The 24,291-nt window shown below is 60.5% G+C and carries 27 protein-coding genes; 13 read left to right on the top strand and 14 right to left on the bottom strand.

Going from position 1 to position 24,291, the window contains the following annotated elements; genetic code table 11:
• Positions 1-31: 31 nt before the first annotated feature.
• Entirely contained in the window at positions 32-1,822 is a 1,791-nt protein-coding gene (locus AC1DX3_RS12345; protein ID WP_476989598.1) for a chloride channel protein, read from the bottom strand.
• A gap of 147 nt (positions 1,823-1,969) precedes the next feature.
• Between AC1DX3_RS12345 and AC1DX3_RS12350 the strand changes: the two genes are divergently transcribed.
• A complete protein-coding gene (locus AC1DX3_RS12350) occupies positions 1,970-2,533 on the top strand; it encodes a hypothetical protein (protein ID WP_476989599.1) in 564 nt (187 codons plus the stop codon).
• On the opposite strand, the gene AC1DX3_RS12355 is transcribed toward AC1DX3_RS12350, so the two are convergent.
• Positions 2,530-3,096 (bottom strand): TetR/AcrR family transcriptional regulator, encoded by a 567-nt coding sequence (locus AC1DX3_RS12355; RefSeq protein ID WP_476989600.1) that lies wholly within the window; start codon positions 3,094-3,096, stop codon positions 2,530-2,532. The two genes, AC1DX3_RS12350 and AC1DX3_RS12355, sit on opposite strands and share 4 nt — an antisense overlap.
• 196 nt (positions 3,097-3,292) lie before the next feature.
• Here AC1DX3_RS12355 and AC1DX3_RS12360 point away from each other — a divergent pair, with 196 nt between their 5' ends.
• On the top strand, positions 3,293-4,030 hold the full coding sequence (locus AC1DX3_RS12360) for an SDR family NAD(P)-dependent oxidoreductase (RefSeq protein ID WP_476989601.1): 738 nt from the start codon (positions 3,293-3,295) through the stop codon (positions 4,028-4,030).
• A 35-nt stretch (positions 4,031-4,065) separates the two neighbouring features.
• Here the strand turns inward: AC1DX3_RS12360 and AC1DX3_RS12365 are convergent, their stop codons facing one another.
• Together AC1DX3_RS12365 and AC1DX3_RS12370 are read right to left on the bottom strand one after the other, a co-directional pair.
• Complete coding sequence (locus AC1DX3_RS12365) at positions 4,066-4,959, bottom strand: NAD-dependent epimerase/dehydratase family protein (RefSeq protein ID WP_476989602.1); 894 nt, start codon at positions 4,957-4,959, stop codon at positions 4,066-4,068.
• Complete coding sequence (locus AC1DX3_RS12370; protein ID WP_476989603.1) at positions 4,956-5,375, bottom strand: DUF4260 domain-containing protein; 420 nt, start codon at positions 5,373-5,375, stop codon at positions 4,956-4,958. The genes AC1DX3_RS12365 and AC1DX3_RS12370 overlap by 4 nt, the downstream gene beginning before the upstream one ends.
• A 106-nt stretch (positions 5,376-5,481) precedes the next feature.
• On the opposite strand from AC1DX3_RS12370, the gene AC1DX3_RS12375 reads away from it, so the two are divergent.
• The 3 genes from AC1DX3_RS12375 to AC1DX3_RS12385 all read left to right on the top strand — a co-directional run bounded on the left by AC1DX3_RS12375 (position 5,482) and on the right by AC1DX3_RS12385 (position 9,217).
• Complete coding sequence (locus AC1DX3_RS12375; RefSeq protein ID WP_476989604.1) at positions 5,482-6,393, top strand: LysR family transcriptional regulator; 912 nt, start codon at positions 5,482-5,484, stop codon at positions 6,391-6,393.
• Positions 6,394-6,522: 129 nt separating this feature from the next.
• A complete protein-coding gene (locus AC1DX3_RS12380; RefSeq protein WP_476989605.1) occupies positions 6,523-8,124 on the top strand; it encodes an MFS transporter in 1,602 nt (533 codons plus the stop codon).
• A gap of 64 nt (positions 8,125-8,188) precedes the next feature.
• Positions 8,189-9,217 (top strand): adenosine deaminase, encoded by a 1,029-nt coding sequence (locus tag AC1DX3_RS12385; RefSeq protein WP_476989606.1) that lies wholly within the window; start codon positions 8,189-8,191, stop codon positions 9,215-9,217.
• Here the strand turns inward: AC1DX3_RS12385 and AC1DX3_RS12390 are convergent.
• The 5 genes from AC1DX3_RS12390 to AC1DX3_RS12410 form a co-directional block, all read right to left on the bottom strand.
• Positions 9,179-9,745 (bottom strand): hypothetical protein, encoded by a 567-nt coding sequence (locus tag AC1DX3_RS12390; RefSeq protein WP_476989607.1) that lies wholly within the window; start codon positions 9,743-9,745, stop codon positions 9,179-9,181. The two genes, AC1DX3_RS12385 and AC1DX3_RS12390, sit on opposite strands and share 39 nt — an antisense overlap.
• Positions 9,742-10,362 (bottom strand): DUF1287 domain-containing protein, encoded by a 621-nt coding sequence (locus AC1DX3_RS12395; RefSeq protein ID WP_476989608.1) that lies wholly within the window; start codon positions 10,360-10,362, stop codon positions 9,742-9,744. Before AC1DX3_RS12395 ends, AC1DX3_RS12390 begins: the two co-directional genes overlap by 4 nt.
• Positions 10,363-10,488 carry an entericidin gene (locus AC1DX3_RS12400; RefSeq protein WP_476989609.1) on the bottom strand — a complete coding sequence of 42 codons (126 nt, stop codon included), beginning with the start codon at positions 10,486-10,488 and terminating at the stop codon, positions 10,363-10,365.
• Positions 10,489-10,632: 144 nt separating this feature from the next.
• The gene (locus tag AC1DX3_RS12405; protein WP_476989610.1) at positions 10,633-10,761 is read right to left on the bottom strand and encodes an entericidin; all 129 of its coding nucleotides are present in this window, start codon (positions 10,759-10,761) and stop codon (positions 10,633-10,635) included.
• 101 nt (positions 10,762-10,862) lie between these two features.
• Positions 10,863-11,549, bottom strand: a complete 687-nt coding sequence (locus tag AC1DX3_RS12410) for a DUF6445 family protein (protein ID WP_476989611.1) — start codon at positions 11,547-11,549, stop codon at positions 10,863-10,865.
• A gap of 74 nt (positions 11,550-11,623) precedes the next feature.
• Between AC1DX3_RS12410 and AC1DX3_RS12415 the strand changes: the two genes are divergently transcribed.
• From AC1DX3_RS12415 to AC1DX3_RS12440, 6 genes are all read left to right on the top strand, one after another.
• Positions 11,624-12,802: a BaiN/RdsA family NAD(P)/FAD-dependent oxidoreductase gene (locus AC1DX3_RS12415; RefSeq protein WP_476989612.1), complete on the top strand. Its 1,179-nt coding sequence runs from the start codon at positions 11,624-11,626 to the stop codon at positions 12,800-12,802.
• A gap of 212 nt (positions 12,803-13,014) precedes the next feature.
• Positions 13,015-16,134: a bifunctional proline dehydrogenase/L-glutamate gamma-semialdehyde dehydrogenase PutA gene (gene putA, locus AC1DX3_RS12420; RefSeq protein WP_476989613.1), complete on the top strand. Its 3,120-nt coding sequence runs from the start codon at positions 13,015-13,017 to the stop codon at positions 16,132-16,134.
• 28 nt (positions 16,135-16,162) lie between these two features.
• The gene (locus AC1DX3_RS12425) at positions 16,163-16,486 is read left to right on the top strand and encodes a low molecular weight protein tyrosine phosphatase family protein (protein WP_476989614.1); all 324 of its coding nucleotides are present in this window, start codon (positions 16,163-16,165) and stop codon (positions 16,484-16,486) included.
• A gap of 232 nt (positions 16,487-16,718) precedes the next feature.
• Entirely contained in the window at positions 16,719-17,591 is an 873-nt protein-coding gene (gene cysT, locus AC1DX3_RS12430) for a sulfate ABC transporter permease subunit CysT (protein WP_476989615.1), read from the top strand.
• Positions 17,588-18,433 carry a sulfate ABC transporter permease subunit CysW gene (cysW, locus tag AC1DX3_RS12435; protein ID WP_476989616.1) on the top strand — a complete coding sequence of 282 codons (846 nt, stop codon included), beginning with the start codon at positions 17,588-17,590 and terminating at the stop codon, positions 18,431-18,433. Before cysT ends, cysW begins: the two co-directional genes overlap by 4 nt.
• 13 nt (positions 18,434-18,446) lie before the next feature.
• The gene (locus AC1DX3_RS12440) at positions 18,447-19,484 is read left to right on the top strand and encodes a sulfate/molybdate ABC transporter ATP-binding protein (protein ID WP_476989617.1); all 1,038 of its coding nucleotides are present in this window, start codon (positions 18,447-18,449) and stop codon (positions 19,482-19,484) included.
• A gap of 176 nt (positions 19,485-19,660) precedes the next feature.
• On the opposite strand, the gene AC1DX3_RS12445 is transcribed toward AC1DX3_RS12440, so the two are convergent.
• The 5 genes from AC1DX3_RS12445 to AC1DX3_RS12465 form a co-directional block, all read right to left on the bottom strand.
• Complete coding sequence (locus AC1DX3_RS12445; protein ID WP_476989618.1) at positions 19,661-20,059, bottom strand: DUF3658 domain-containing protein; 399 nt, start codon at positions 20,057-20,059, stop codon at positions 19,661-19,663.
• A 9-nt stretch (positions 20,060-20,068) separates the two neighbouring features.
• Positions 20,069-20,476, bottom strand: coding sequence for a DUF1835 domain-containing protein (locus AC1DX3_RS12450; protein WP_476989619.1), 408 nt, complete (start codon positions 20,474-20,476; stop codon positions 20,069-20,071).
• A gap of 57 nt (positions 20,477-20,533) precedes the next feature.
• Positions 20,534-20,800: a hypothetical protein gene (locus tag AC1DX3_RS12455; protein WP_476989620.1), complete on the bottom strand. Its 267-nt coding sequence runs from the start codon at positions 20,798-20,800 to the stop codon at positions 20,534-20,536.
• A gap of 413 nt (positions 20,801-21,213) precedes the next feature.
• Positions 21,214-21,675, bottom strand: a complete 462-nt coding sequence (locus tag AC1DX3_RS12460) for a hypothetical protein (RefSeq protein WP_476989621.1) — start codon at positions 21,673-21,675, stop codon at positions 21,214-21,216.
• A 166-nt stretch (positions 21,676-21,841) separates the two neighbouring features.
• Positions 21,842-22,495, bottom strand: a complete 654-nt coding sequence (locus AC1DX3_RS12465) for a hypothetical protein (protein WP_476989622.1) — start codon at positions 22,493-22,495, stop codon at positions 21,842-21,844.
• A gap of 688 nt (positions 22,496-23,183) precedes the next feature.
• Here AC1DX3_RS12465 and AC1DX3_RS12470 point away from each other — a divergent pair.
• A complete protein-coding gene (locus AC1DX3_RS12470; RefSeq protein ID WP_476989623.1) occupies positions 23,184-23,579 on the top strand; it encodes a hypothetical protein in 396 nt (131 codons plus the stop codon).
• Positions 23,572-24,237: a hypothetical protein gene (locus tag AC1DX3_RS12475; RefSeq protein ID WP_476989624.1), complete on the top strand. Its 666-nt coding sequence runs from the start codon at positions 23,572-23,574 to the stop codon at positions 24,235-24,237. Before AC1DX3_RS12470 ends, AC1DX3_RS12475 begins: the two co-directional genes overlap by 8 nt.
• Positions 24,238-24,291 lie beyond the last annotated feature (54 nt).

Genomic DNA, 24,291 nt, shown 5'->3' on the forward strand with positions numbered 1-24,291 from the left:
GAGAGCAGCCTAACCCGGGCTTGCCGCAGGGTCAAACCTCGCCGAAGAACTCGCGTTGCGACCGCTCCAGTTCTTCGGCGTAACGCCGGCTGACATAGCGTTCGGTCAGCAGGCCCAGCAACTGGTGATGCTCGTCGACCACGGCCAGGTCGTCGACGGCGAACTGCTCGAACATGCGTTGGATCGCGATAATGTCCATATCGGGGCGGACATAGACCTCGGTCTGCTTGGCCAGTTGGCTAAGGGGTGTCTCAGGCACGACGGTCTCGATATAGGCCTCGGCCGTCGGGATGATGCCACGATATTCCCCCTTGGCATCGGTCAGCAGGACGCGCGAGGTCGAGCCGAGCGGCACCTGTTCACGGAGTTCGGAGATATTTTGCGCGTCCTTCATCGTCGTATGGTTCTTGCGCATCAGCGTCGCGGCCGTCAGGGCCCTCACCCAGCCGATATCGCGCGCCGTGCGGATGGCTTCGCCGCGCAAATGCAGGCGCCAGGTCGAAAACGAATAGCCGAAACGGTCGCGGATAATGGCGCTGGAGCACAGGGCCGCCGTCACCACCGCGGCGGTCAGGGCGAAGTCGTGGGTGACTTCCAGGACCATCAGCGACATGGTCATGGGGCCGCCCACGACGGCGACAGCCAAAGCCGCCATACCGACCAGGGCGGCATTGACCGTGTCGAGATTGGCGGCCGGCCAGATGTGGTTGACGATCTGGGCAAAGGCGGCGCCCAGCAGGGAGCCGAGAAACAGCGAGGCGAAGAACAGCCCGCCGCGGAAACCGAAGGACAGCGACAGGACCGAAGCGATCAGTTTCAGGCAAAACACGCCGAGGAGCGTGACGATCAGGGCCTGTTCGCCGAGATAGAGCTGCATGGCGCCGTGGCCGGACGACAGGGCCTGGGGCGCCGCCCACGCCACCGGCATCAGGAACAGCCCGCCGACCAGGGGCCGCCAGATATCGCCCAACGGCAGATGGCGCACCAGAGCCTCGACCGTCGACACCATGCGGATGATGACTATGCCGACGCCGGCGCAGATGACCCCCAGCAGGGCGTAGAGCATATAACCGCTGATGGCGATGTCGCGCCCAATCGTGCTGGCGATAACGAAGGGCTCGGCGTGCATCAGGTTGGCGGCGACCACGGCCATCAGCGACGCCGCCGCGACAGGGGCCAGGGCATTGGCGGTATAGCCGCCGAGCACGATCTCGAAGGCATAGAAGCTGCCGGCGAGGGGCGCGCCGAACGCCGCCCCGATCGCCGAACCGGCGCCGGCTCCGACCAGGGTGCGTAGGGATGAGCGCTTGAGATCCAGCCATTGGCCGATCTTCGAGGCGATGCCGCCGCCCATCTGGGCATAGGCGGCCTCCAAGCCGACTGAGGCGCCGAAGCCATTAGAGATCAGGGTTTGCAGCGACACGATCAAGCTGTCGCGCAAGGGGATGCGGCCGCCGTAAAGGGCATTGGCCTCGATGACGTCGATCGGGGCGCGCGTGCGGCGCGGAAACAGGAAACGCACCAAGCCCAGGACCGCGCCACCGAACGGCAGGGCCAACAGATGCCAGGGCTGGATGTCGGGCAAGGCCGACAACCGCAGGTCCGGCGAAAAGCCGAACAATATCGACTGCATGGTGTGGGCGACGTGGCTGAGCAAGGCCGACAACACGCCGGCGATCAGGCCGACCCCGGCCGCCAGGACGATGAACCACAGCTCGCTGCCCTGGATATGGCGGCGCAGCAGGGCAACACCCCGCAGGACGGGACGTTTGACCGCCTTGCCCAGACTTGAGTCGCCGATATTTACATCCTGAAACGCCATGGCCGCTCCTGAGTAACCTTAGGCTCATGGAGGAGTCTTGGGAAGGCAGATCGCGCGCAGGGCGTTACCGTAACGATCATTTTTTGTGGCCGGTGTTTACAAACCGGCTGCGGGAAGCCTAGCCTGACGTCATCAAAGGAGATGATCATGAAAATCGCCGTTCTCGCGCTGGCCGCTTTCATCGCCGGCCCTGTCATGGCCCAGACGGCGCCGAGTACGATTGCGCCGGAAAACGTTCTGAGCGCGGCGGTGGCCGACTGGAATGACGACGGCACGATGGATCGTGCCATATTGGTCGATAATGGTGACGCCGCCGCGGACCTGTTTGTCTACTTGTCGGACGGTGACAATGGCCTGAAGTTGGCGGCCTATGCGCCAGGCCTTGTTTTTTCAGGCTCTATGGCAGGCACTTTGGCGGACCTGCAGTTGTCACCGCAGGGCGGACTTCAGGTCCATTCCGAAAACGGCGCGGTGGGACGCGACCGGTGGGACCAGGTGCTGACCCTGGCCTGGCGCAAGGATCAGTTTGTCGTAGCGGGGGTCACCTATGGCGCCGTCGATACGTTGGACCCGACCGCCGGCGGCAATTGCGACATCAACCTTTTGACCGGCAAAGGCACATCGAACGACAAGGCGGTCAATGGGGCGCCGGTGACCATCCCGGTGGCCAAATGGACGGATGACTCGCTGCCGGCGGCTTGTCAGTTTTAAGCCAGCAACAGCGCCAGCGTCTGCTTGGCTGCGTCGAAGGCGGTCGTTTCCCGCCGCATCTGCGACAGCGCAACCGCGCCTTGCAATAACATGTTGATCTGCAGCGCGGTGCCGCCGGGATCTTTCATGCCGGCTTTTTCGCACAAGGCCTTGAGGTGGTTTTCGACGAGATAGCCGGAAATCTTGCCGCGCGCCTCGATGCCGGCATGCTTGCCCATATATTCCTGGGCCGCCTTTTGCGCCAGGCAGCCCTGGCAAGCGAAGCTGTCCATCATCTCGCGCCGGACATCGAAAATCGCCTTGATCTGTTCGCGCGGATCGTCGCTGCGCGCCAGGGCCGGGCAGAACAGGGCGCCTTCGACGTCGTCGCCATATTTATCGAGCACAGCCTCGATCAGGTCTTCCTTGGACGGGAAGTACTTATAGAGGGTGCGCTTGGAAATGCCGGTATCGGCCATGACGGTATCGATGCCGGTGGCGTGGAATCCGCCGTCGTAAAAACAGCGGTAGGCGGCGTCGATAATCTCCTGCCGCTTGGTCGATGTCCGGGTGATGTCGTCCATGGTCTGGTCCGTTTAAGCTTGCCGCAATTTTCAACGAAAAAGTGGGAGGCACTTTTTCTAAATTGCTTGGTCGAAAAATTTCTAGCACAACCGCTTGACAAAGTAAACCGATCTGTTTACCTACAGCGATGTAAACCGATCTGTTTACATCGTTTGCCGCCCACCACGACGGCTTGTTTTTTAAGGAGCCTCCCCAATGTCCTATTCGAACCAAACCGTCCTCGTTTCTGGCGCCAACCGCGGTATCGGCCTTGCCACCGTCCGCGAACTGCTGAAGACCGACGTCAAGAAAATCTACGCCGGCGCCCGTAAGCCGTCGTCCCTGCCCGACTTTAACGACAGCCGCGTCGTGCCGCTGGCGCTCGATATCACCGACGCCACCTCAATCGCCGCCGCCGCCAAGACGGCCAATGATGTCGATATCCTGCTCAACAACGCCGGCACAGCCGCCTTCGTCGACCTGTTCGATGCCGATGCCGACAAGGTCAATGCCGACTTTACCACCAACTATTTCGGCACGCTCAATGTCATCCGCGCCTTCACGCCGGCCTTTACGGCGCGCAAGTCGGGCACGATCGTCAATGTCGTCAGCGTCGTCGGCCTGACCGCCGCGCCGGGCCTGCCGGGCTATTCGGCCTCGAAAGCCGCGCTGCAATCCCTGACCCAAAGCCTGCGCTCCACCCTGGCCCCGTCGGGCATTAAAGTGCTGGGCGTCTATCCCGGCCCGATCGACACCGACATGGCCAAGGAAATTCCGATGGAGAAGGCGACGCCGGAATCGGCCGCCGAGGTCATCGTCGCCGGCATTGCTCGCGGCGACACCTACATCTTCCCGGATCCGGTTGCGGTCAATATCGGCAAGCTGTGGGAAAGCGATGGTCGTACACTCGACGTCGCCCTTGCCCCGGTCGCCGAAGCGGCCGAAGCGGCCTAATCACAAAAGGCGGGGTTTCGGCCCCGCCTTTCTTTTTATATCAAAGTCTTAAGCGCGACATCGAGAGGCGATTTCGGCACATCGCCGATTACCTGCCTCAGCCGTTCGTCGCGCAAGGCGTGCGGCACATCCCATAGGTACAACATCTCCAAAGCCGCCTTCATGAACGGATCGAAGATGGCGATCAGCGAGAAGACGAACCGCGGCATGTGGCTGAGTTTCGCTCCTGTCGCCTGCGCCAACTGTCGCGCCGAGACATTGTGATTTTCGAAGTGAAAGACTTCGTAGTCTCCCAATGTGCTTTCGATTTCCGCCAATCTGACGATCGTCGCGGCCAGGTCCGGTAAAAAGGCCCAGGCGTGGATCGTGTCGTACTTGCCCGGTGTGACCAGCTTGCCCTTGGCCAGATCCTTGGCGACCAGGGCGTTCATCCAGCTTGTCTTCGCCTTGGCGCCGAAGAAATCACCGGCGCGGATGACGATCGTTTTCAATCGTCCGGCCTCGGCGCGTTCTTGCAGCATGGCCTCGACCGCGACGCGGATGCGGCCCTTGACAGTCGTCGGGGCAAACGGCGTTTGCGGCGTCAGTATAGCCGGCATGTTGGCGCCGAAATTATAGACGCTGCCTGGATAGATATGGCGAGCGCCCAAGGCTTCGGCGATATCGGCCGCTGCCGTATAGAGTGGCAAGGCCTCGGTCGGCCATACCGGATAGGGCGCGTTGAGGCCGTTGAAAACCACATCGACATGGCCGGCGGCATAGGCGCCCGACTTCGCGTCGAACAGATCGGCGGTGATCGTGACGATCCCCTCGCCAGCAGTCTTGCCGGCACGGACGAGCCCCAGGACACGCCAACCGGCGGCGAGGAATGCCTTGGCGGCGGCCTTGCCGACACTGCCATTGGGACCGAGAATAAGGACGGTTTTCATGCGGCGATCTCCTGAGTCTTACCGACCTTGGCCTTGCCGGCGCGGCCAAGGTGGGTGAAGCCGAAGCCCTCGCTGTATTTCAGCCCATAGCCCAGCAAGCGGTCGAAACCGATATGGGCGATCCAGATCAAGGCCAGGCTGACAGCAGCCGGCGTTGCCGTGGCCAGGCCGAAAACCAGCAGGCCCAGCGGCAGAACATAGCTATGGCCGGCATTATAGGCAGCGGCGCCGATCTTGCGGCCGCCGAGATAGCCCAGCATGCTGAGGTCGGGCGTCAGGAACAGCAGGGCGAAACCACCCCAACCGCCCAATCCATCCATGGCAAAATGTGAATAGGCGAAGACGCTGGTGGCCAGGACCGCCAAACCTTCGAAGCGCAGCAGGCTCTTCGGCCCGCCAGTGACATATCCGTTCATAATCATCTCCTTGTGGTGACGATCCGTATATGCACCCTTTAAATTTGTATGTTTATTGCGTAAATTTCGCAATATAATATGCATTTATGAATAGCTGGAGACAACCATGCTCGACTGGACCTTGCTGCGCTCTTTCCTGGCTACCGCCGACACGGGGTCATTGTCGGCTGCGGCCACACGCCTCGGCACCACCCAGCCGACGCTCAGCCGGCATATCAAGGAACTGGAAACGGCGCTCGGCGTGCCGCTGTTCCGCCGCTCGGTCAAGGGGCTGGAGCCGACCGAAGCGGCCTTGAGCCTCATGGACGACGCACGCGCCATGGGCCATGCCGCCGAAGCCCTGGCGCTCAAAGCCACGGGCAAGGCCGAAACCCTGTCCGGCACAGTGCGCATCACGGCGTCCGTCGTGGTCAGCAACCTCATCCTGCCGCCGATCATTGCCGATTTGCGCCGGGCCGAACCCGCCATCCAGGTCGAACTGGTCGCGTCCGACGCCTCGCAGAACCTGCTGCGCCGCGACGCCGATATCGCGCTGCGTATGTTCGACCCGACTCAGAACGCGCTGATCGCCCGTAAGCTCGGCGACACACCTCTCGGAGTCTATGCTTCCAGGGACTATCTCGCCCATCGCGGCCGGCCGCAAACCTTGCGTGACATTCTCGACCATGACGTTATCGGTTTCGACCGTGCCGACGACATTATTCGCGGCTATGCGGCCCTCGGTTTCCCCGTCACACGTCACCAATTCCCTGTCCGCTGTGACGACCAGATGGTGTGCTGGCATCTCCTGCTGGCCGGCGCCGGAATCGGCTTCGCCCAGGACCTGCTGGCCCGCGGCCGGCCGGAACTGGAAAAGCTCGACATCGGCATGACGCTGCCCGCCCTGCCCGTCTGGCTAGTTATGCACGAAGAGGTGCGCAGCAATGCCCGCATCCGCCGTGTCGCCGATTTCGTCGCCGAGGCGGTCGCGAAGCGGTTGAAAGCGCAGGACGTTACCAACGTAGCAACATTTATTTGAGAGCCATTCGCACACTATCTGGCGGAAGTCTATGAAATTAAAAGCTTTATTTTTTTGAAAATGCAGTTATGCCATGAGATAAAGATATATAAACGCGCGATATTTCCTCCGCGCTCAGGGGCACAGAGTATGAATTCCAAGGTTTTTCTCGGCAGGCAGGGCGTGTGGGCTTTCGCGCTTGGCTGTATCATGGTCTCCGCCGGCGTGCTGCTGCACCTGCCCATGTTCATGATGGGCAAGGATATGGGCTTTAAGCTCGCCGGCATGCCGATGGGCAATGACATGCTGTTCGGTATGTTCCTGATCGTCGCCGGCATCGGCGTAGCAGGCTATGGCCTGTTACCGAAAGGCGTAGGCCAACAGGTCAAGTCGGGCGCGCGCATCTCCGTCGTCGCCCCGGAAGACGCTAAGCTCGGACCCGCCCACATCATGCTGATGGTCGTCCTGGTCATCGCCCTGATCATCGATGTCATGAAGCCGGCCAGCCTCGGCTTCGTCATGCCGGGCCTGATAAAGGAATACGGCGTCACCAAGGCCCAGGCGTCGGGCGTCCCCTTCTTCGCCCTGGTCGGCACCGTGACCGGTTCGATCCTGTGGGGCATTATCGCCGACATCTATGGCCGCAAGGCATCGATCCTGCTGTCGGCCGTGGTCTTCGTCGGCACCTCGATCTGCGGCGCCATGCCGTCCCTGTTGTGGAACGAGATCATGTGCTTCCTGATGGGCGCCGGCGCCGGCGGCATGCTGCCCGTCACTTACGCTCTGCTGGCCGAAACCATGCCGTCGCGTCACCGCGGCTGGGCCCTGGTCCTGGTCGGTGGTTTGGGCGCCGTCGGCGGCTATTTCGCCGCCTCAGGCTTCTCCTATCTTCTCGTCCCGGAGTTCTCGTGGCGCATCATGTGGCTGATCAACATGCCGACCGGCCTGATCCTGGTTCTGATGGGCGGCCTGATTCCCGAATCGGCTAAGTTCCTGTTGTCGCGCGGCCGCGACGATGAGGCGCACAAGATCATGGCGCGCTTCGGCACGGTCAGCCACAAGTTGGAGGCCAACGAAGAGGATACCGACGACACGTTCGCGCACCATCATGCCAAGCATGACGGCACGGAACCGAAATTGTGGACGCCCGGCCTGATCGGCAAGACCGCCGCCCTGACGATTGCGGCCCTGGCCTGGGGCCTGATCAATTTCGGCCTTCTGCTGTGGATGCCCAACGACCTTGTCAGCAAGGGCTATTCCATGGCCCTGTCCAGCAAGCTGCTGGCGCAGTCGGCGCTGATTGCCTTCCCGACCGTTTTCGTCTGTACCTGGATCTACAGCCAGTGGAGCACCAAGTGGGCCTTCACCACCATGATAGCCATTACCCTTGTAGGCCTCGGTTGGGTTCTGGCACTGGAAACCGTCGGCGGCAGCCCGGTATGGCCGATCGCCTTGTTGATCATTGGCAGTAACGGCATCCTGGCCATCCTCCTGCCCTATGCGTCCGAAAGCTATCCGCTCAAGATTCGCGGTCGCGCCACAGGCTGGGTGGCGGCCTGCACTAAAGCCGGCGGAGTCCTGGCCCAAACCCTCAGCATCACCGCCTTGGTGCCGCCGCTCGGCGTCGCCGCCGGCATGATCATCGTGCCGATCCTGCTGACGCTCGGCCTGTTCATCAAGTTCGGCACCGAGACGCGCGGCCTCGACCTGCGCGATCTGGAGAAACCCAGCAAGAAGATCGCGGCGGAATAACCTTTTCCGCTTGTAAAAGCACAAGGATTGGCGTGAAAATGGCTCCGCACAGGAGCCATTTTTTATGCCCGATACCATCGCTATCGCTTCGCTGGATACGTTCGTCGACGGTCTGCCCAAGGCCGAACTGCATCTGCATATTGAAGGCTCGCTCGAGCCCGAACTGATGTTCGAACTGGCGCAAAGAAATAGCATCGCCCTGCCTTTCGCGACGATCGAAGATGTCCGAGCCGCCTATGCTTTTGGCAATCTTCAGGACTTCCTCGACATCTATTACCAGGGCGCCAATGTCCTGCAGACGGAAGCCGACTTCTACGACCTGGCCATGGCCTATTTTCGCCGTGCGGCCGCCGATAACGTCCGTCATACCGAGATTTTCTTCGACCCGCAGACCCATACCGACCGCGGCATCCCTTATAGCATGGTCATCGAGGGTTTGAGCCGTGCAGCCCGTGACGCGCAAAGCCTGGGTCTGTCGGTCTGCCTGATTCACAGTTTCCTCCGCCATCTCTCCGAGGAGGCGGCCCTGGAAAGCTTGGCCATGGCCGAACCGTACCTGGATCGCCTGGTCGGTGTCGGTCTAGATTCGTCCGAGGTAGGCTTCCCGCCGTCGAAGTTCCAACAGGTGTTCCAAAAGGCCCACGACCTCGGTCTGAAGCTCTGCGCCCATGCCGGCGAGGAAGGCCCGCCCGAATATGTTTACGAGGCCCTCGACCTGCTGCATATCGACCGCATCGACCATGGCAACCGCTCGCTCGAAGATCCGTTGCTGGTCGAACGCATCGTCAAGGAAGGCCTGACCCTGACGGTCTGCCCATTATCGAATCACAAGCTGTGCGTCGTTTCCGACCTGCGCGACCATCCGATCCCGCTGATGCTGGGTTACGGCCTGCACGCCACCATCAATTCCGACGATCCGGCCTATTTCGGCGGCTATGTGAACGATAATTTCAAGGCCCTGACGCGGATGGGCCTGATCGATCGCGGCAACTGCCTGACCCTGGCGCGCAACAGTATCAATGGGTCCTTCGCCGCGCCGGCGCGCAAGGCGGAGCTACTGGCTGAGCTCGAAACCTATGCGGCGCGGCCCTGAGGTCTGGACAGCCATTTTCCGCGGCCGCAAATGCCCATCGAGGCCGGCGCCGAAACGCGCACTCTCTGCCACGACCAGCAGACCCAATACGAACAGGGCCACGCCCATACGAACCATCTCATAGTCGTAAGCATGGACGAAACGCAGGCAGAAGATAGCGAAGCCGGCGACATAGGCTACCAAGGCGGAGAGAACATAGTGCCGATGCGATAGCAGGCAGGCCAGCAGCGAGGTGAAGATATAGAGGCTGGATACGTAGCCGTAGAAGACAATGACATAGGCCGCCGCCGCATAGGTTTTCAGCGCATAGAGCCCGTAGGAACCGTCCATGAAGGTCCGCGTGACATAGGCTGCGTCGTCCAGGCTGGCACGCCAAGTCTCACTTACGCCATTGGCAAAGGCAGGAAAACTGTCGAAGCTTTGCGGCGTCAGCGGCAGGCAGAACTTGACGATCAGCAACACGAAAACGGCGAGGTTCAGTTCGAACAGCTTTTCCCCCAGCCATGTCGCGAACCGCCGGAAAGTCATGACAGGCCGAACCGGTAATGCCCAAGCAAGGGATAGCTGAGCAGGTGGTCGTTCTGCTGGACGCCACCGCCGATGTTTTCGATTACCCACAAACGATCGGAATTGGCCGGCTTCTGGTCACTGACCAAGGCGATATGGGTGCCGAAAGGTTTGGTCGCCAGGATGTCGCCCGGTTGATAATCTCCCGGGTCTTGCGTCAACGGCAGAACGCTGCCGAAGCGCGAGAAAAACACCATCAAATTGGGCACGCGACGGTGATCAATACTGCTGTCCGGCGCTTTCAGTCCCCAGCTCTTGGGGTAGAGGTCGAAATGCGCCTGCATGTCCTCGTGCACCAGCTTTTGCAAGTCGATGCCGAGCGTGCGATAGGCGCGAATCAAGACGTCGGAACAAACGCCCTTGTCGGGCGAGACGTCGCCGCCGGGATAGCCGAGCTTGGTGTAACCGCTGTCATAGGTCACAAAATGCCGGGTTTGCTGATGAGCGGCATCCAGCAACTGCGCGGCCTTGCCGGTCGTCGGTTCGGTAACCGTCCCGCCGGCCAAGGCCGTCAACGGTTTCGAACAGCCGCCGAGCGCAGCTAAACCCAGCCCGGCCAAAAACGCCCGGCGTTGCATTTAGTTCGTGGCGTCTTGCATGCCTCTGCCGACCGCAGTGATGTCCTGGCCCACACCCTGGATGGTGTGGCAGGCCGACAACAGCGGCATCAGGGCCAGTACGGAAATGATGACAAGGCGCTTCATGGGGGATCTCCTCAGATGGACACCCCTACTATGAGTCGGGATTATGGCCAATTTATGCAAGTTCCTCAGGCCTGGCAATGGAGACACGAAAACGGGCCGTGGCGATTTTCGCTCCGGCCCGTATTCAGATTTTAGTCCGCTGGCTTAGTTGCTGGCGGCGCTTTCCATGCCCTTGCCGACGGCCGTGACGTCCTTGCCGGCGCCCTGGATGGTGTGGCAGGCAGTGGTGGCCAGAAGAGCGGCCAAAAAGGTAAGTGTGATGATGCGTTTCATGATGGCTGTCCTTATTTTACCTCAGATGAACTCCAAGGCCGTCATGATGATCCAAGCCGCGTAAGGATGTAATGCCTAGGTTAATCCGGATCGTAAGCGTCTCATTCGGCCTGTACGAAGATATTGAAGGTTAGCCGTCCTGTCTCGGGGTCGTCGGCATAGGCAAAGTCCGGCGGGATAAAGCCCGAGTGCAGAATCGAGCCCTGATAGATCAGCAGGCGGTTATACAGGCCCTCGAAAAAACCGGTGCGCTCGAACAGGTCGGTCGACTCGCTGATAAAGCCCACGGGCGGCGGGCCAAGCGCCGCCAACTCACGCGCCCGCGCCAACTCGTAGCCCGCCACGCGGCTTTCATCGATACGTTCATAACCCGTAGCGCGGTGGCGGTAAAAACTGGTCCCGCCCTGGGGCTTCGGACTGAGGAAATGCAGAAAGGCGAAGAACTTGGGGTCGAGCCTGTCGATGTGTGGAACATGCTGGACCATGGCCAAGTCTTCCGGCCGTTTGGTTACCAGGCAAAATGTCGCCTCGGTCGCCGTCAATTGGCTCAGGCCGAAAGCCTTTTGCATCAGGGGCGCCAGGGCGGTCATCGCCTCATAGACATGTTGCCGGGTAGCGCTGTCGCTATCGGTGATGATGCGTCGCAGACCGGGGTAATAGGTTTCGGCCTCCGGCTCGAACGGCGCCATGGCCATGGCCTGGGCGCGCAAAAGATGGGCCTCGTCCATGAAGTCGTCGACGACGAGAATGCGCGTTTCGCGGCCGATATCGTGAATTCTGGCGACCATGTGAACCTCTCGTGGACAGCTGGGTTAGTACGAATTTTCATAGCGGGCAATGATTTTAGCGGCTATGAGGCGCCATGTCGCAAAGCCCACCCGTTATCATTATCGGCGCCGGTCCGGCCGGCCTGATGGCCGCCGAGATCCTGAGTCAGGCCGGCCATAGAGTCACCGTCTATGACCGCATGCCGTCGGTGGCGCGCAAGTTCCTCATGGCCGGCCGCGGCGGGTTGAACCTCACCCATTCCGAACCGTTCGAGCGCTTCTTGTCGCGTTACAACAAACGTGCGATTTGGCTGCGCCCGGCGCTTGAGGCCTTTCCGCCGTCCGCCCTGCGCGCCTGGGCCGACGGCCTGGGGGCCGGTACCTTTGTCGGCTCCAGCGGCCGCGTTTTTCCCAAGGCCATGAAGGCGTCTCCCTTGTTGCGCGCCTGGTTGCAGCGGTTGGAACGCCAGGGCGTCACCTTCCACCTGCGCCACGACTGGCTGGGCTGGCAAGGCGACGACCTGGTTTTCGACAATGGAAGCAAGATCCTGGTCACACCCGGCACGACCGTCCTGGCGCTCGGCGGCGCTTCGTGGCCGCGCCTGGGTGGAGACGGCGGCTGGGCACCCATTTTGAGCGACAAGGGTGTTGAGATTGCGCCGCTGCAACCGGCCAATGTCGGTTTTACGGCGGTATGGACGCAAGATTTCGCCGCGCGCTTTGCCGGTACGCCGCTAAAAAACATAGCCGTCACCTTCGCCGGCAAGACGGTTCCCGGCGAGCTCATGCTGACCCAAACCGGCCTGGAAGGGGGCGCTGTCTATGCTGTCAGCGCCGCCTTGCGCGACGCCATAAACAGGACCGGCCATGCCGACCTGATCATCGATCTCCGGCCCGATCTCAATGCCGGCCAGGTCATTTCGAAACTCGGCCGCGCGTCACCAAAGGACAGTTTGAGCAATCGCCTGCGCAAGAGCCTGAACCTGACGCCGGCGGCCATTGCCCTGGTTCATGAGACCAAATCCGCCGACATCAAACAGGTGACGGTGCGCCTGACCAACGCCCAAGGCCTCGACCGCGCCATCTCAACGGCGGGCGGAATCATGCAGAGCTCGCTGACCGCCGATTTCGAACTGAAAGCCTTACCTGGGACTTATGCCGTCGGCGAAATGCTGGACTGGGAAGCTCCCACCGGTGGCTACCTGCTCCAGGCCTGTTTTTCGACCGCCGTATGGGTGGCCAAGGCTATTTTAGAAAAAACGTCCGCAGATTAACGCAGATTTTAAGCGGTGATTTTTCACGGTCTCATTTTCGACGTTAGAGCTCTGAAAAATCACCGCTTAAAATCTGCGTTAATCTGCGGACAAAACCTTTATTTCAACAGCCGGCAGCTCATGGCTCAGCCACACGGAAATATGTCCCGGGCGGCGCTAGCTTTTCCCCTTGGGCGGTTGTATCACCTGAGACAAAACAGGAGTGATAATCCATGCCAGATTCCGCCGCCATGAAGTCGTACGTCTTCGACTGGGACAGCCTCGACAACCACAAATATATCTCCGACAAGGCGATCTGTGCCCAGCTCCTGGCGGCGAACCCCTTAAGTGACGAGACGCGCGCCGTGGTGCGGGCCGAAGCAGAATCCCTGGTGCGCGCCACGCGCAAGGCGGCGCAAAGGCAGGGCGTGGTCGAAAGTTTCCTGAAAGAGTTTTCATTGGGCACCCGCGAAGGTCTGGCCTTGATGTGCCTGGCCGAGGCCCTGTTGCGCACACCGGACGAAGCCACCCGCGATCAGCTTATTGCCGAGAAAATTGCCCCGGCCGACTGGGCCTCGCATCTTGGTCAATCGGACAACTGGTTCGTCAACGCCTCGACCTGGGGCCTGATGCTGACCGGCAAGATTATCGATGTCGACGAACACGCCAAGAAGGACCTGCGCGGCTATTTGACCGGCCTGACGGCGCGCCTTGGCGAACCCGTCATCCGCCAGGCCGTCGCCCAGGCGATCCGCATCATGGGCGAGCAATTTGTCCTTGGCCGCACCATGGAAGACGCGCTGAAACGCTCGAAAAAGGAAGGCTATCTGTGCTCCTTCGACATGCTGGGCGAAGGCGCGCGCACCGAAGGCGACGCCGAGCGTTATACCAAGTCCTATGCCGACGCCATCGCAGCTCTGGCCAAGGTCGTCAAAAAGGGCCCGACCGCCGACCACGGCATTTCGGTCAAGCTGTCGGCGCTTTATTCGCGTTATGAAGCCGCCAAGCTCGATGACGTCATGATGGCGCTGTATCCGCGCCTGAAGTCGCTGGCCATCCTGGCCGCGCGCGCCGATATCAACTTCACCCTGGATGCCGAGGAAACAGATCGCCTGGCTCTGTCGCTGAAGATCCTCGACAAGCTGGCGCACGAGCCGGAACTGGGTGAATGGCAGGGGCTCGGCCTCGCCGTCCAGGCCTATCAAAAGCGCTGCCCCGAGGTTATCGCGGCCCTGCGCACCCTGGCCGAAAAGAGCGGCCGCCGGCTGATGGTGCGCCTGGTCAAGGGCGCCTATTGGGACACCGAAATCAAGCGCGCCCAGGTCTATGGCCGGGATGATTACCCTGTCCACACCACGAAAGCCGCGACCGACCTGAGCTACCTGGTCTGCGCAAAGGCCCTGATCGACGCGGCGCCGCACATCTATTCACAGTTCGCCACCCACAATGCCCATTCGCTGGCCGCCGTCCGCCGCATGGCCAATGCCGCCGGCGTCACGGTCGAATTCCAGCGCCTCCATGGCATGGGCGAACAACTCTATGCCCAGGCCGAAGAGCAGTTCGAAGCCTTCCCGTTGCGCGCCTATGCGCCGGTCGGAGGCCATGAAGACCTCCTGCCCTATTTGGTCCGGCGGCTGCTGGAGAACGGCGCCAACTCGTCCTTCGTTAACGCGCTGTTAGACGACAATATCCAGCCCAAGGACGTCATTTCCGATCCCGTGGAAAAGGTCCGCGCCCACCCTGACCGCCACGCCAAGCTGCCTTTGCCGCGTGACATGTATGGCGACCGCCTGAATTCCATGGGCGCCGACGTTTCGATCGCCGCGGTGCGCGACCGGCTGACGGCCGCCGTGCGCGCCATCGACACCGACCCCAAGGAAGCCAGCGCGCTGATCTCGGCCAAGCCACATCCCGGCACGATGGGCGAGCGGGTCGTTGCTCCGGCGCACCTGGCCCAGGTCGTCGGCGAGGTCCACGACGCTGATCCCTCCATGATCGCCGAAGCCTTCGACAAGGCCGCCGCAGCGCAACCGGCATGGAATGCGTTGGGTGGTGCGGGCCGCGCGCCGGTCCTCGAGGCCATGGCCGATGCCTTGGAAGCCAAGCACGACAAGCTGTGCGCCGTCCTGTGCCGCGAAGCCGGCAAGACCTGGGCCGACGCTATTGCCGAAGTTCGCGAAGCGGCGGACTTCTGCCGCTATTACGCCAAGCTGGCCCGCGAGCAATTTAGCGGCGCCAAGCCGCTGAATGGCCCGGTCGGCGAACGCAATTCGCACGAACTGCACGGCCGCGGCGTCTTTGTCTGCATCTCGCCGTGGAACTTCCCGCTGGCCATCTTCACCGGTCAGATTGCTGCAGCGCTGGCCGCCGGCAATGCCGTGTTGGCCAAGCCGGCCGAGCAGACGCCACTGATCGCCTATAAGGCCGTCAAGCTGTTCTACGGCGCCGGTTTGAAGCCCGACCTGCTGGCCCTCCTGCCCGGCCTCGGCACCACGATCGGCGCCGCCCTGGTCGCTCATCCCGGCATTGCCGGCGTCGCCTTTACCGGCGGCACCGACACCGCCCGCGCCATCAATATGACCCTGGCGGCCAAGGATGGGCCGATCGTGCCCTTCATCGCCGAGACCGGCGGATTGAACGGCATGTTCGTCGACACCACGGCGTTGAAGGAACAGGTGGTCGATGACGTCATTCAATCGGCCTTCGGTTCGGCCGGCCAACGCTGCTCGGCGCTGCGCTTGCTGTTCCTGCCCAATGACGTCGCCGACAGCTATATCGAAACCCTCAAAGGCGCCATGGACCAATTGGTCGTCGGTGACCCGGCCTCGTTCGAGACCGACACCGGTCCGGTCATCGATGCCGACGCGCAAGGGCTTCTGCAGGCCCATTTCGACAAGCTCAAGGGCCAGGGCAAGATCCTGCACCAGACGCCCTTGCCTACCGGTTTGGACGGTCACTTCTTCGCTCCGACCCTGGCGGAACTGCAATCGCCCGAGGAACTGGAGCGCGAGGTTTTCGGCCCGATCCTGCACGTTGTGCGTTACGATTCGCAAAAGCCGGAGGTCATGGCGAAGGCCTTGGCCGATCGCAAATATGGTCTGACCCTGGGCGTCCATTCGCGTCTCGAAGCCTTTGCGCAACAGATCATGGACGCGGTTCCCGCCGGCAATGTCTATGTCAACCGCACGGTCGTCGGCGCCGTTGTCGGTGTGCAGCCCTTCGGCGGCGAAGGCCTGTCGGGCACCGGTCCCAAGGCGGGCGGTCCGTACTCGCTGACGCGCTTCGCCTCCGAACGCGCCGTCAGCGTCAATATCACGGCCCAGGGTGGCGACCCGGCCTTGCTGAACCTGTGAACCCGGCCCATTCCCAACGGCGCCGGGTTTGAAGTCCGTCCTGTTCGTTTGTTCCCGCAATCGCCTGCGCAGCCCGACGGCTGAGCAGGTCTTTGCCGACTGGCCGGACATCGAGACCGCTTCGGCCGGGCTGGCGCCCGACGCCGACGACCTCCTGACGCCGGAGCATCTTGACGGCGTCTCCATCGTCTTCGTCATGGAAAAGGCCCACCTGCGCCGGCTGAAAGCGCGCTTCTCGGCCTATCTCAAAGGCATCAAGATCGTCTGCCTCAACATTCCGGACGATTACGAATTCATGCAGCCGGAACTCATTGCCATCCTGAAAGCCCGCGTCACACCGCACTTGAGGTAGGCTCTGTCCCACCGGCGGTCACGCCCCTGTCACGGCATTGTCACCCCGCCACATCAGGCGTTCTAATGCCATGTCACAAGATTTCTGATATGACGACGGCGAACTCCTGAGCTATAGGCTAAACTACACTGGATTAGTTGATTATCGATCCAGCGTGTCCGGCGTCCACCTTCCCATCGTCCATAGGCCATTTATGACCTCCAGTACTCCCACCGCACATGCGGAGGCCCCTTTGGCGGCGGCACCAGAAGGCTTCAAACCGCCGAAGACGACGCTGCATACGCGCGTCCTGCCGGGGTTCAAGTCGTCCCTGGTCCTTACCGTCACCTACATCTCGTTGATCGTGCTGATCCCGCTGGCCGCCCTGATCGTCCGGCCGTGGGAGCATGGCTGGCAAGGCTTTGTCGACGTCATCACCGATAAGCGGGTCCTGCTTTCCTTGCGCCTTTCCTTCGGCATGGCGGCCCTGGCGGCGGCGTTGAACCTGGTCGTCGGCCTGATCGTCGCCTGGGTTTTGACGCGTTATAAATTCCCGGGCGTCAAAATCCTCGATGCCTTTGTCGATTTGCCGTTCGCCCTGCCGACCGCCGTCGCTGGCGTCGCCCTGTCGGCGCTGTATGCCCCCAATGGCTGGATCGGCCACCTGTTCAACGACTTCGGCATCAAGATCGCCTATACGCCCTGGGGTATTTTCGTCGCCCTGGTCTTTGTCGGCCTGCCGTTTGTCGTGCGCAGCGTTCAGCCGGTCCTGGCCGAATTCGATGCCGAGGTCGAGGAAGCCGCATTGACGCTTGGCGCCACGCCTTTGCAAACAGCGATCCGCGTCATCCTCCCGTCCCTGGCGCCGGCCCTGGTGACCGGCTTCTCGCTGGCCTTTGCCCGCGCCGTCGGTGAGTATGGCAGCGTCATTTTCATCGCCGGCAATATGCCCTATATCTCGGAAATCTCGCCGCTGTTGATCGTTATCAAGCTGGAAGAGTTCGACTATGCCGGCGCGGCTAGCGTCGCCCTGGCCATGCTGCTCCTGTCGTTTGCCGTCCTCATCCTTATCAACGCCCTCCAGCTGTGGCTGCAACGCCGCGGCCAATCGGGAGTGTCGCAATGAGAGCGCGTCCGGCCGAAGCCCCGAACACCGTCCGCGCCGTCGGCCTCAGCGTAACCGCCGTGGTATGGATGGGCGTCATCATCTTCCTGCCCCTGGTCAGCGTTCTTTATGAGGCCCTGAAGGGCGGCATCGGTCCCTACCTGACGGCCCTGAAACAGCCGGACGCCATCAGCGCTGTCCTGCTGACACTGACCGTCGCCGGCATAGCCGTACCGCTGAACGCCCTGTTCGGGATCGCGGCGGCGTGGTGCATCACGCGCTTTGAATTCAAGGGCAAGGGTTTGCTGCTGACCCTGCTCGACCTGCCCTTCACCATCTCGCCGGTCATTTCCGGCCTGGTGTGGATCCTGCTGTTTGGCAGCCAGGGCTGGTTCGGTTCGTGGCTGCGCGAGAACGACATCCATATCGTCTTTGCCTTGCCCGGCCTGGTGTTGGCGACCGTTTTGGTCACCCTGCCCTTCGTCGCCCGCGAGCTGATCCCGTTGATGACCGACCAGGGTACGGACGAGGAAGTCGCCGCCGTGACCCTGGGCGCCCGGGGCTGGGACGTCTTCTTCCGCGTCACCCTGCCCAATATCAAATGGGCATTGCTGTATGGCGTGTTGCTGTGCACCGCGCGGGCCATGGGTGAGTTCGGCGCCGTGTCGGTCGTGTCCGGCCATATCCGCGGCGTCACCAACACCTTGCCCCTGCATATCCAGACCCTCTATGACGGTTACGACACCGTCGGCGCCTTTGCCTGTGCCTCACTTTTGGCCGGCCTGGCCATCATCACCCTTGTCCTGAAATCCCTGCTTGAATGGCGCTTCTCCGGTGAGCTCGCCGCCAATCGCAGACATTAATCCGGCGGTCGTCATGTCTCTCAGTGTTTCCAATATTACCAAGAAATTCGACAAGTTCGCCGCGCTGGACAGCGTGTCGTTCGAAGCGAAAAAGGGCGAATTCCTTGCCCTGCTTGGCCCGTCGGGTTCCGGCAAGACGACGCTTTTGCGCCTGCTGGCCGGGTTGGATACACCCGATTCCGGCGCCATTTCCTTCGACGGCGCCGACTTCCTCAAGCTCAACGCCCGCGATCGCCGGATCGGCATGGTCTTCCAATCCTATGCCTTGTTCCGCCATATGACCGTGGCGCAGAACATCGCTTTTGGCCTGACGGTGCGGCCGGCGGCCGAGCGCCCGTCGCGGTCCGAGATCAAGGCCAAGGTCGAGAGCCTGCTCAAGCTGATCCAGATGGAGGACTTCGGCAAACGCTTCCCCAGCCAGCTTTCGGGCGGTCAGCGGCAACGCGTGGCCCTGGCCCGGGCGCTGGCCATTTCGCCGCGTCTGCTGCTGCTGGATGAGCCCTTCGGCGCGCTGGATGCCTTGGTGCGCAAGGACCTGCGCCGCTGGCTGCGCCGCATCCATAATGAAACCGGCGTCACCACGGTTTTCGTGACCCACGACCAGGAAGAGGCGCTGGATCTGGCCGACCGGGTGGTGGTGTTGAAACAGGGCCGCATCGAGCAGATCGGTGAGCCGCTGGAGCTTTATCGCGAGCCGAAAACGGCCTTTGTTTTCGACTTCCTGGGCACCGCAAACCAAGTCTCCGGCACGCTTTCCGGCAAGACGGTGGTGTTTGACGGCTTCAGCGTTCCGGCGGTCGCGGCCGGCGCTTCCGACGGTCAGGTCACGGCGCGTTTCCGGCCGTTCGACACCCAGATCGCCCGCGGCGGCCCGGGTTTCAAGGCCAGTGTCCTGTCGATCCTGCCGGCCGGCGCCAATCTGCGCCTGGAACTGCGCGGCGACGACGGCCAGGTTTATGAGACCCAGCACGCCCACGATTCCGAAGCCAGCTCGCTCAAGATCGGCGAAGCGGTCAGCCTGCTGCCGACCAAGGTTTACGTCTTCGGTTGATTTGACGGCCGCCTTTTTTAAGGTTTTGATCGACAGATTACGCAGATAAGCGGACCGCTGCCGCGTCCCTGAAACGCAGGTTTTATAAGGCCTGCGCGGGATTCGGAGTAGTCATGGCCATATTTGGCCAAAACCCGCACTCCGAATGGAATGAGAGCACTTTTAAAGCGGTACTATTATACTTGGAAAAGACGGCGGACTTTGAGTTGCGGGCTATAGATGTCGCCCTGTGAGTCCAGGGCGCCTTGTTCCACGAGGGCCCTGAGACGGGCGAACAAGACCAGGTCACTGCATTGGGACACCGCGCCGCCGCCGACCTGCTGGGATTGCAACGCGGCCAAAGTCTCGCCGACAACCCGGTTGGCGCGGGTCCATTCCGAGCCGACATGGCTCAGGAGGTCGGCGTCAAAGTGATTCAGGGGCGCGGACACCAGGCCGTCATCCGTGAGGATGCGTAAGGGGGCATTTTCAGCGCGCAGTTTGGACCACAGGGCGGCCCAAGACGCCAGGTCGGCGGGATCGGGCGCTTTGGCCAGCGACCAGAGGGCGTTTTTGTAGATATCCGCCGCCGGCACACGGGCGGTTCACCCGACTGGAACCAAGGTGGCTGGGGCGTTCGGGTCGGGTATCTTTACGTCGGTCAAATCGACAAGGCGGAACGGCGCTTGTCCGTTTCGGGTGAGCCATTCCAGGAAGCCGCCATATTCCATGGCCGAGCGGCGCGAAAGCCAGACAATGCGGTCGCGGGAGGTAGCGAGGGCTTGCTGCCAAAAGGATCGGGTCAGGTCGGAAAGGTCGTCGTGGCACGCGCAGCCCAGAACATCTTCGATAAATTGCCGGCGGGTGTCGGGCTGTAGGTCGACAATCGGCCCATAGGACAGGTCGTCAGGCAATTTGAGGACGCTGTCGGATTTTCCCGCAAGTTCGAGAGCGGCAACGAGACTCCCGCCCGCCGACATCGAGAAGACAATGTGCTGGATGTGATCGGTCATGTCCCCTCCTCCCGTGTGAGATGCAATTCACCTTGCGAGATAAACACCAAAGCAGCGCTACTTCTTTAATGTCCGGCCCAGGATACGCAGAAACACGAGAACTGCGCCGCTGCCGGTGGCCAGCGCAAGCCCCGCTTTCAGTCTGAACGCAATGTCGGGCGCGAGATAGCGACAATTCGGACCGTGGCAAACCTTCTCCGTTTGAGTGGCCGTCGGAAATTCGGAGGCATAGTCGGTACTCATATTGAAGTTGGCCACGAGATAGATGCCGCCCGCGAAAGTAAGGACTGCGAGAATGCCCGTTACAATCATGATTTTGGCCATTGTCAGCTTCAATATTTGCTCTCCAGCTTAGATTGGTGGGCTTTGGACGACACAGGCTGAGAGTCATATATTAATTTGCCGCTGGCGTGGCTGCAAAGTTGCTTCTGCTCCTTTCCCTTAGCAAGACGACGCGAAATGGGGACCGAATATGAGCGTTTCGGGTTGGTTTTTTTGTGGAGTTGGAGCGGCTTGGACGGGGCTGCGAGGTGTTTGGCGGGCGATAAACGGGGGTTGCTCGTCGCGCCGTTTGACGAAGTTGGGGGCGCTCGATCAGGATATCGGCCGGGATATCGCTCAGAGTTCATCCAATTTCATCCAATTAATTGGTAAGATGTTGCCGGCCTTCTGGCGTTGGAGATATCCCGTTGGCACGCCCGGCCATCCGGGGATGGCAGGATCTGACTGCGTGGTATTCAGTTATGGTGAACCATACTCAGATCGTCGTTGCCGGGTCTAAATGGGCTGTTCACGAGTGCGTCGAGAATTTCGTGACCATAAAAATAGATCGCGGCGATCGCGACCGCTGCACCCAGGAGTTGGAATATAATTATCGGCAGGTCAGCACGCGTCATGCGCCTCCGCCGGAAGGCATTTTCCCCGTAGGCGGCATTTGCAATCAGTATACCCACCGCCGCCGTACCCCAGACCGGAAGATACAGATGCGACGCCGTCGATTGCAGGGCGTTGAAGTAGGTCAAGCCACCGTGTTCGACGTGCGCGTAGATGAAGTCGCCGGTAGGTGTCTGTGGACCGGTCATTTTCCATTTGTCGACGAAATGGAAAAGCGCGAACCAACTCGCCAGGCCGGCCCCGCTCAACCATCCGCCTATTGCAAGCGCAAACCCGTTCGGTGGTTTCGGTGATGTCGCTGTCATAATTCCCCCAAATCTCAGACAAGGCTACAGCCGGAGGGCGGGCGAGGCAAGGAGTTCAGTCCTGAAGACATCATGAACACTTGCAGGCTAGTCACCTTGATTCACATGGCGCGCAACGTGACTGGCTTTGTCGATGCCAGGATCAGGGGATTCAGTAAGGCGTCCCTTACTCTCCCGCTTCTTTACGCATATTGGCTGGCAGCATGGCGCGAAATTTTCGCCGTGCGATATCGGCCGGCTCAAATGCCAGGACTCGGCCGGACGGCAGGGCGACGGTAGCGACATAGAACGCGGCCTCGTCTTCACAATATTGCCCCGGCAGGGATTGGACCAAGACGTAGAGCTTGGTCACGCCCTTCGACCAGCCAATGCCCCAGGTGGTCGGAATCTTGCTCTCAACCTTGCAATGAAGCTTGGTCGCGAAGATGCGATAGAGATCGCGGCGGATAGTGAGGTTGTCGATAATGCCGCCCCCCGTCAGGTCGTAGAGATTGAGCGCACTGTCGAGGCCGGAGCCTTGGCCGTCGTTGATGTAGAAATATTGGCCGTTGGGCGCCCATGCGATCTGCGACGGCGCACCGAACGGGGCCAAGGTTATTTCGATTCCATGGTCGTACAGGGCAAATCTGCCCTCCTGGTCGAATTCGACCACGCGGCCGGGTATGGGGGCCGGAAACTGGTAGCGACAATCGTAGGCAACACTGAAATTGTTCGGCCAGTCATCGGACTTTTCCGCTTTGCATAATGGCGGTTGCTCTGCACGAGCCATCGCCGGAAGCAGCATGGTGGCCGCCACAAGCGCTAAAAGCTTGATACTCATGAATGGCCCTCCCCGCTCAGCCTTTGTCGCGCAACGCGGATTGCGCGTCAACGACGCCTTGCCGATATACAATTGTCTCAAAGTTTATTGTGCAGATGGTTAGGCGTTAGCGAATCGCGGCCGGGTATTTACCGGCCAAGCGTTGATGGAGATGCCAGCCTTAGGATCGGGGATTCAGTAAGGCGTCCCCGAAATCGGTCCCCGAAATCGCGGCGGCGCCCCTGACGAAGGCGGAGGACAGCTGGGCGAAATTTGCTTCCGATTCCTGCGATTACACGGCCGCCACGTCTTATGACGAGATACCCGAAGCGGCGCGGGTCAATTGCTACGCCACCTTTGTCGATGCCAGGATCAGGGTGCTCCCAGCCTATCGCCGCAAGATGTCAGGCGGTTGAACGGGGTTGACTGTTAGGTCGGTCGTCGCGCGCTCACGAAAAGCCGGTCATGTCTTTGTGAAAGTGGGGATTCAGTAAGGCGTCCCCGAAATCCCAAAAAATGACTCTGACACCTTTTTCTCACTGCTGACACCTTTTTCTCACCGACACCTTTTTCTCAAAATTCCTATTTATCTACGGGCTCAAAAGGCTGTTAGAAGAGCCTAAGAGGTACTGGCCAATTAAACCATACCCCTGAACATGGCATCTGGCCTAAGCCAAGGCGCAATGTCGCGCTGAAAAGGGAGTTTCCGTTGGACGAGGATGATTACCGCGACCTTATTCGCCGGACGGAGGCCCAACTTATCAGCGTGGGCGCACGCGAAGTGGCTGACGAGCGCCATTATGTTCAGGACGATGGCGAAGGTGGCGTTCGCCTCTTGCCGCCGGAAAAACATCTGATCTTCATGCTCATCGCTTTTGAACGTTTTCTTGCCGTCCGGGACGGTAGCGTCCTTAAGAGTGCGCTCGATCGAATCGAGGTCGTGGTTGGCAGACGTATCGAAAATGTTGTGATCGAACGCCTTACCGACGATCTGATTCGCGACGACGTCGACCTAATGATGGCACCAAACTTTTCCGTACTCCGTCGGTCTTTACGAGCACTAGTGCTGAATCTCCAACTACGTGGAGGGACGCCCGTTGGATAAGCAGGCTGCGATAACAGAGATCGAGGCAATATTTGATCAATACCGGACATCAACTCCCGCCGACCAAGGGCTATTGAATGGCTTGTCCGATGGTAAATTGTATGAAGTTTTCGTTTTGGCGAATGTAATTGAACAAATGCAAGCCGCAGGGTTTCACCTAAATTTTCAAGGAAACAGCTTGAAATTTAAAGGCGCCCCAGGAATGATCAAAACGACAGATCCCCACTTTGAAGTGCGCGCTTTCCCAAGCGACGATCCGTTGTATTGGATATTTGTCGATATTGAATTCGACACGCTAGGTCACTACCAAACCGCCGCCTGCGATAACAGCCAGCGGCACGAGATAGATATTGTCGTGGTAACGACCGACAACGGTTATCCCGGCTATTACGAAATTGCGTTAGGCGTTGAGTGCAAGACGGCCGCCAATTTTGAAAAATACCTCCTGAAGGAGGCGCTCGGCGTACGTCGAGAAATGGGCGTTCTAACCTCCCAATCTTTTACCACTCTATTAAAAGGGCTAGGTGGAGTCGGATTTGAATCCGTACATTTTAATCCCCCATCTGAATTCTGGGTGGCTTTCACCGACCCCAAAGGCACAAGTTACGGCGCAAGTCCCGCGGCTTACGGTATTACTTTTTGGCATTTAGAACCGTAGCAGTTCCAAGTAAGATCTTGGCCGTTTGAAAGATGTAAAGCTATACATTTAATA

The organism is Asticcacaulis sp. P2_B1, from assembly GCF_056404915.1.

Bases quoted from the DNA above. Each gene is read 5' to 3' on its own strand.
- AC1DX3_RS12345 (WP_476989598.1), bottom strand. From the start codon at position 1,822: ATGGCGTTTCAGGATGTAAATATCGGCGACTCAAGTCTGGGCAAGGCG.
- AC1DX3_RS12350 (WP_476989599.1), top strand. From the start codon at position 1,970: ATGAAAATCGCCGTTCTCGCGCTGGCCGCTTTCATCGCCGGCCCTGTC.
- AC1DX3_RS12355 (WP_476989600.1), bottom strand. From the start codon at position 3,096: ATGGACGACATCACCCGGACATCGACCAAGCGGCAGGAGATTATCGAC.
- AC1DX3_RS12360 (WP_476989601.1), top strand. From the start codon at position 3,293: ATGTCCTATTCGAACCAAACCGTCCTCGTTTCTGGCGCCAACCGCGGT.
- AC1DX3_RS12365 (WP_476989602.1), bottom strand. From the start codon at position 4,959: ATGAAAACCGTCCTTATTCTCGGTCCCAATGGCAGTGTCGGCAAGGCC.
- AC1DX3_RS12370 (WP_476989603.1), bottom strand. From the start codon at position 5,375: ATGAACGGATATGTCACTGGCGGGCCGAAGAGCCTGCTGCGCTTCGAA.
- AC1DX3_RS12375 (WP_476989604.1), top strand. From the start codon at position 5,482: ATGCTCGACTGGACCTTGCTGCGCTCTTTCCTGGCTACCGCCGACACG.
- AC1DX3_RS12380 (WP_476989605.1), top strand. From the start codon at position 6,523: ATGAATTCCAAGGTTTTTCTCGGCAGGCAGGGCGTGTGGGCTTTCGCG.
- AC1DX3_RS12385 (WP_476989606.1), top strand. From the start codon at position 8,189: ATGCCCGATACCATCGCTATCGCTTCGCTGGATACGTTCGTCGACGGT.
- AC1DX3_RS12390 (WP_476989607.1), bottom strand. From the start codon at position 9,745: ATGACTTTCCGGCGGTTCGCGACATGGCTGGGGGAAAAGCTGTTCGAA.
- AC1DX3_RS12395 (WP_476989608.1), bottom strand. From the start codon at position 10,362: ATGCAACGCCGGGCGTTTTTGGCCGGGCTGGGTTTAGCTGCGCTCGGC.
- AC1DX3_RS12400 (WP_476989609.1), bottom strand. From the start codon at position 10,488: ATGAAGCGCCTTGTCATCATTTCCGTACTGGCCCTGATGCCGCTGTTG.
- AC1DX3_RS12405 (WP_476989610.1), bottom strand. From the start codon at position 10,761: ATGAAACGCATCATCACACTTACCTTTTTGGCCGCTCTTCTGGCCACC.
- AC1DX3_RS12410 (WP_476989611.1), bottom strand. From the start codon at position 11,549: ATGGTCGCCAGAATTCACGATATCGGCCGCGAAACGCGCATTCTCGTC.
- AC1DX3_RS12415 (WP_476989612.1), top strand. From the start codon at position 11,624: ATGTCGCAAAGCCCACCCGTTATCATTATCGGCGCCGGTCCGGCCGGC.
- putA (WP_476989613.1), top strand. From the start codon at position 13,015: ATGCCAGATTCCGCCGCCATGAAGTCGTACGTCTTCGACTGGGACAGC.
- cysW (WP_476989616.1), top strand. From the start codon at position 17,588: ATGAGAGCGCGTCCGGCCGAAGCCCCGAACACCGTCCGCGCCGTCGGC.
- AC1DX3_RS12440 (WP_476989617.1), top strand. From the start codon at position 18,447: ATGTCTCTCAGTGTTTCCAATATTACCAAGAAATTCGACAAGTTCGCC.
- AC1DX3_RS12450 (WP_476989619.1), bottom strand. From the start codon at position 20,476: ATGACCGATCACATCCAGCACATTGTCTTCTCGATGTCGGCGGGCGGG.
- AC1DX3_RS12455 (WP_476989620.1), bottom strand. From the start codon at position 20,800: ATGGCCAAAATCATGATTGTAACGGGCATTCTCGCAGTCCTTACTTTC.
- AC1DX3_RS12460 (WP_476989621.1), bottom strand. From the start codon at position 21,675: ATGACAGCGACATCACCGAAACCACCGAACGGGTTTGCGCTTGCAATA.
- AC1DX3_RS12465 (WP_476989622.1), bottom strand. From the start codon at position 22,495: ATGAGTATCAAGCTTTTAGCGCTTGTGGCGGCCACCATGCTGCTTCCG.